This is a genomic window from Tomitella biformata AHU 1821, from assembly GCF_000524475.1.
Taxonomy (GTDB): domain Bacteria; phylum Actinomycetota; class Actinomycetes; order Mycobacteriales; family Mycobacteriaceae; genus Tomitella; species Tomitella biformata.
Map to the genome: position 1 here is coordinate 1 of NZ_BAVQ01000045.1, position 346 is coordinate 346.

Annotated in this window: 2 tRNA genes; both read left to right on the plus strand. The window is 58.1% G+C overall.

Features of this window, described 5'->3' with window-relative positions:
- Positions 1–126: 126 nt before the first annotated feature.
- Positions 127–199, plus strand: a tRNA-Gly gene (locus TBIF_RS14870).
- Positions 200–272: 73 nt separating this feature from the next.
- Positions 273–344: transfer RNA gene (locus TBIF_RS14875), tRNA-Val, on the plus strand.
- Positions 345–346 lie beyond the last annotated feature (2 nt).

Below are 346 nucleotides of genomic sequence, written 5' to 3' on the forward strand. Positions count from 1 at the left end.
GCGATTAGCTCAGCGGGAGAGCGCTTCCCTGACACGGAAGAGGTCACTGGTTCAATCCCAGTATCGCGCACCACGATCCACAATTTTCGGCCCCGGTTTCAGCCGGGGTAGACTTTTGCGGGTCACGCGGACGTGGCGCAGCTGGTAGCGCACAACCTTGCCAAGGTTGGGGTCGCGGGTTCGAATCCCGTCGTCCGCTCGAGAAAGACCTATCCACATCTAGGTGCATGTTGACCGCGTGGTTAGGTCTTTTCTATTATGTTCGACATCCTGCGCGATTAGCTCAGCGGGAGAGCGCTTCCCTGACACGGAAGAGGTCACTGGTTCAATCCCAGTATCGCGCACC